We start from the raw sequence: 4,933 nt of genomic DNA on the forward strand, positions 1-4,933 counted from the left end.
ACCGGGCAGCAGAAGGCGCTGCTGCTTGGCGTCGTGCTGGCGCATGCCGCGCTGATCGCCGGCATGCGCGGCGAGGCTCCGATGATCTTGCTGGACGAACCGCTGGTCCATCTGGACGAACGGCGCCGGGCCGCCCTGCTGGACCGCGTGGCCGGCTTCGCGACGACCGTGCTGATGACCGGCACCGACGCCGCGCACTTCGCCCCGTTGCGCGGCAAGGCCGGATTCGTCTCGGTCCAGGATGGGGCGATACGCCCATCGGACGCAATTCGGCCGCCCGATGCTGGTTCACATGACGCGAAGCCTGTATGATCGCCTTCCTCGATCCCGTTCCCAGCCTGGAGCCTCTGCCCGGTATGTCCGATCAATCCAATCCCGTTCACAAATCCGATATGGACATGGCCGGGATCTCATCCGACGATTCGGACTATGACGCCGCTTCGATTTCGGTCCTGAAGGGGCTGGACGCCGTCCGCAAGCGGCCAGGCATGTATATCGGCGACACCGATGACGGCTCGGGCCTGCACCATATGGCGTTCGAGATCATCGACAACGCGGTCGACGAGGCCCAGGCCGGCTTCGCCACCGGCTGCACCGTCACGCTGAACGGCGACGGCAGCGTGACGGTGCGCGACAACGGCCGCGGCATCCCGACCGACATGCACATCGAAGAAGGCGTCAGCGCCGCCGAAGTGGTGCTGACCAAGCTGCATGCCGGCGGCAAGTTCAACCAGAATTCCTACAAGGTCTCGGGCGGCCTGCATGGCGTGGGCGCCGCCGTCGTCAACGCGCTGTCGGAATGGATGGAGGTGCGGATCTGGCGCGGCGGGCAGGAGCACATGATCCGCTTCCGCCACGGCGAGCGCGAGGCGCCCCTGGCGATCATCGGCCCGAGTGACGAGCCCCGTGGCACGCAGGTCACCTTCAGGCCCAGCGCCGCGACCTTCACCCGGACCGAATTCGATTTCGCGATCCTCGAACGCCGCATGCGCGAACTGGCGTTCCTGAATTCCGGGCTGCGGATCGAACTGCGCGACGAACGCCACACCCCGGTGCGCGAGGAGATTTTCCATTACGAAGGCGGGCTGTCGGCCTTCGTCGAATGGCTCGATCGCGGCAAGACCTCCATCGTCGATCCGCCGATCACCGGCAGCCTGCAGAACGACGACAACGGCATCAAGGTCGAATTCGCGCTGACCTGGAACGACAGTTTCCATGAAACGATGCTGTGCTTCACCAACAACATCCCGCAGCGCGACGGCGGCGCGCACCTGGCCGGCTTCCGCCAGGCGCTGACGCGGGTGGTCGGCAAATACGCCGAAAGCAACAGCAGCAAGAAGGACAGCCAGGCCCTGGTCGGCGAGGACATGCGCGAAGGCATGACCGCCGTCCTGTCGGTCAAGGTGCCCGATCCGAAATTCTCCTCGCAGACCAAGGACAAGCTGGTCTCCTCCGAAGTCCAGCCCGTGGTGCACGCCGCGGCCGCTGACATGATCGCGCACTGGTTCGAAACCCACCCCAAGGAAGCGCGTGCCATCGTCGCCAAGGTGATGGATGCCGCCGCCGCGCGTGAGGCCGCGCGCCGCGCGCGTGAATTGACCCGCCGCAAGGGCGTGCTCGACGTCTCCTCGCTGCCCGGCAAGCTGGCCGATTGCCAGGAGCGCGATCCCGCCCGTTCCGAACTGTTCATCGTCGAGGGGGATTCGGCCGGCGGCACCGCCAAGCAGGGGCGCGACCGGCGGTTCCAGGCCATCCTGCCGCTGAAGGGCAAGATCCTGAATGTCGAGCGCGCGCGGTTCGACCGCATGCTGGGTTCGGCCGAGGTCGGCACGCTGATCACCGCGCTGGGCACGGGCATCGGGCGCGGCGACGTCGAAAATGGCGGGTTCTCGATCGAGAAGCTGCGCTATCACCGCGTCGTCATCATGACCGACGCCGACGTCGACGGATCGCATATCCGCACGCTGCTGCTGACCTTCTTCTTCCGCCAGATGCCCGAACTGATCGAACGCGGGCATCTCTATATCGCCCAGCCGCCGCTCTACCGCGCCAAGCGCGGCAATGACGAACGCTATCTGAAGGACGACGCGGCGCTCGAACAGTACCTGCTGGACAAGGCGCTGGCCAATGCCGCCATGCGCTATGCCGACGGGCGGGAGGTGACGGGCGCCGACCTGGCCGCCGACATCACCTTCATCCGCGACGTGACGCGGGCCCTGCAGCGCCTGTCGGTGCGTGCGCCGATCTGGATCCTCGAACAGGCCGCGATCGCAGGCGCGCTGCATTCCGACCTGTCGGTCGTCCAGGGGCGCGTCGCCGGCCTGCAGGCCCGCCTCGACGACGTCTCGCTGCCGAACGAGCGCGGCTGGAAGGTCGTGGCCAGCGCCGACGGGCTGGAACTGGCCCGCTCGGTACGCGGCGTGGGCGAGGTCTACCGCCTGGACCCCGCCACCCTGCGCAGTGCCGAGGTCCGCTGGCTGGCCGAACGGAGCGGGCGGCTGGCGGCCGATTTCGGCGGCAAGGTCGAACTGGCCCTGGACGGCACGATGCGCCCGGCCGACGGTCCGGCTTCGCTCTACGAGCGTATTCTGGCCCAGGGCCGGCGCGGCCTGTCGATCAATCGCTTCAAGGGACTGGGCGAGATGAACGACGCCCAGCTTTGGGAAACCACGCTGGATCCGGCCGTCCGCACCCTGTTGCAGGTCAAGGTCGGCGACGTGGAGAACGCCGCCCAGGTGTTTTCGACCCTGATGGGCGACGTGGTGGAGCCACGACGCGATTTCATCGTCGGCAACGCCCTGAAGGTCGCGAATCTCGACGTCTGAAAATCCCCTTTCATGAATCGCATCCCGTCATGAATCCATGAATCGAGGAGAGCATCCGTTGTACCGTCCGCTATGCAAGTTGGCCGCGCTGGGGGCGGCTGTCGGCCTGTCGCTCCTGCCGGGCGCCGCGGCCCTGACACTCTCCGCTTTTACGGCCCCCGCCCTGGCAGCCGATTCTCCGCCGCAGATCGACCGGGTCTATGGCGTCTATGTGCACGGGTTTCGGGCACTGACCATCAACGCACGCTATGCCGTCACCAATGACGGCTACGCGGTGCGCTCGACGATCCGCAGCGGCGGATTCCTGAGCATGTTGCTGCGGATGAACTTCACGTCGCAGGCCACCGGACGGTTCGTCCCCGACGGCGTGCAGCCGCTCAGCTATGAAAGTTCGGGCTATACGCGCGGCGCAGACCGGCATGTCGTGCTGGATTACAGCGACGGCCGCACCCGGATCGCCCTGCAGACCCCGCCCGAGCCCAGCCGCAATCCCATCCCGGCGGACGACCTGGCGCCCGCGGTCGACTCGCTCAGCGCCCTGATGCGGCTGCAGCGAGCGGTGCGCGTCCACCATGCCTGCGACGGCTCGGCCACCGTGTTCGACGGCGCGCGCCTGCTGCATATGGAATCCCATACGATCGGCCAGCAGGACCTGTCCGAAGACGACCGCCAGCCCTATCACGGCATGGCGCTGCGCTGCGACTTCACGGACCTGCAGATCGCGGGCTTCCGCAAGTCCGATGGCCCGGAATCCCCGGCCCGCAAGCCCGTCATCGGCAGCGTCTGGTTCCAGGACGTGCCAGGCGACGGGCTGACGGCGGTACGCATCGTCATGGAACATCCGCGCCTGGGCCACATGGTGGTGCTGCTGCTGCCCACCACCGCCTGACCCCGGCTCCGCCTATTGGGGCAGCAGCCGGGCCGCGATATGGGGCAGTTCGGCCATCGAATCGGCACCGACCGTAGCTCCTGCCTCCATCTCCGGCCGCCCATAGCCCCAGCGGGCGAAGACCGACCGTACGGCGGCGCCTTCGGCAGCCAGGACGTCGTTATGGTGGTCGCCGACCATGATCGCGCGCGCGGCCTGCCCGCCGGCAAGCCCGATCGTGCCCAGCAGGTGCGCCGGGTCCGGCTTGCGGACCGGAAAACTGTCCCCGCCGCCGATCGCGTCGAACCAGTCCTCCAGGCCCAGCGCGGCGACGATCCGCCGGGCGGCCGCCACCGGCTTGTTGGTGCAGACCGCCATCCGCCACCCGGCCGCGCGCAATTGCTCCAGTGCATGAAGGGTGCCGGGGAAGGGGCGGGACAATTCCACCGCGCGAGGCGTGTAGTCGGCCAGATAGCGCGCCGTCGCCTCGTGCATGTCGATGCCCTTCGCATCGTCCCCGGCATGGGCCAGCAGGCGGCGCACCAGCGCGGCCACGCCGTCGCCGATCATCGCGCGCACCGCCTCCGGTGCGATTCCCGCCAGGCCATAGGATTTCAGCAGCCGGTCGGCACTCGCCGCCAGGTCCGGCAGGCTGTCCAGCAGGGTGCCGTCCATGTCGAAGACGGCAAGACGGGGTGGCGGGCTGCCGGACATGGCGTCTCCTGGCGAAGGGCGAGGCGAAGAGGCGGGGCGAAACGGCGGCCGAACCGCAGTATTTCGTAAACCTAAGTGATGGTCACGGATTGCGCCAATATTTGACAGGCATGTCACCTGCCCGCTACCCGCAGGGCATGACCGACTCCGCTCCCGCCGCCGCCTCGCCTCCGGCCGCCCATCGTCCCGCAACGGCCGTCATCCTGGCGGCCGGGCTGGGAACACGCATGAAATCCGACTGGCCGAAAGTCATGCATCCGCTCGCCGGCCGGCCGATGCTGCGCTACCTGATCGACAATGCGGCGCAGGTGTTCGACCGGATCGTCGTCGTGATCGGCCCGGGGATGGAGCAGGTCGCGGCCCTGGCCGCCCCGCACGCCACAGCCATCCAGCATGACCGGCTGGGCACGGCCCACGCCGCGCTGCAGGCCGCCGACCTGTTCGGCACGGGCGACGTCGCGGTGCTGTACGGCGACAATCCGCTGATCACCGCCGACAGCATGCGCCGCCTGCTGGCCTGCCGGCG

The 4,933-nt window shown here is 68.1% G+C and carries 4 protein-coding genes and 1 pseudogene; 4 read left to right on the forward strand and 1 reads right to left on the reverse strand.

Annotated features, from left to right (window positions below; translation table 11 throughout):
- The 3 genes and pseudogenes from HUK84_RS10330 to HUK84_RS10340 form a co-directional block, all read left to right on the forward strand.
- Positions 1-312: pseudogene (locus HUK84_RS10330) on the forward strand (hypothetical protein); the annotation flags it as partial.
- A gap of 80 nt (positions 313-392) precedes the next feature.
- Positions 393-2,825 carry a DNA topoisomerase (ATP-hydrolyzing) subunit B gene (gene gyrB, locus HUK84_RS10335; protein ID WP_176640222.1) on the forward strand — a complete coding sequence of 811 codons (2,433 nt, stop codon included), beginning with the start codon at positions 393-395 and terminating at the stop codon, positions 2,823-2,825.
- Positions 2,826-2,883: 58 nt separating this feature from the next.
- A complete protein-coding gene (locus HUK84_RS10340) occupies positions 2,884-3,714 on the forward strand; it encodes a DUF3108 domain-containing protein (protein ID WP_246285599.1) in 831 nt (276 codons plus the stop codon).
- A 12-nt stretch (positions 3,715-3,726) separates the two neighbouring features.
- On the opposite strand, the gene gph is transcribed toward HUK84_RS10340, so the two are convergent.
- On the reverse strand, positions 3,727-4,407 hold the full coding sequence (gph, locus tag HUK84_RS10345; protein WP_176640220.1) for a phosphoglycolate phosphatase: 681 nt from the start codon (positions 4,405-4,407) through the stop codon (positions 3,727-3,729).
- A 137-nt stretch (positions 4,408-4,544) separates the two neighbouring features.
- On the opposite strand from gph, the gene HUK84_RS10350 reads away from it, so the two are divergent.
- Positions 4,545-4,933, forward strand: a 389-nt coding sequence (locus tag HUK84_RS10350; RefSeq protein ID WP_176640221.1) for an NTP transferase domain-containing protein, incomplete at its 3' end; no start/stop codon positions are given.

The organism is Nguyenibacter vanlangensis (assembly GCF_013376155.1).
GTDB classification, from domain to species: Bacteria; Pseudomonadota; Alphaproteobacteria; order Acetobacterales; family Acetobacteraceae; genus Gluconacetobacter; species Gluconacetobacter vanlangensis.

Coding starts and splice junctions, on each gene's coding strand:
- gyrB (WP_176640222.1), top strand. CDS start 393: ATGGACATGGCCGGGATCTCATCCGACGATTCGGACTATGACGCCGCT.
- gph (WP_176640220.1), bottom strand. CDS start 4,407: ATGTCCGGCAGCCCGCCACCCCGTCTTGCCGTCTTCGACATGGACGGC.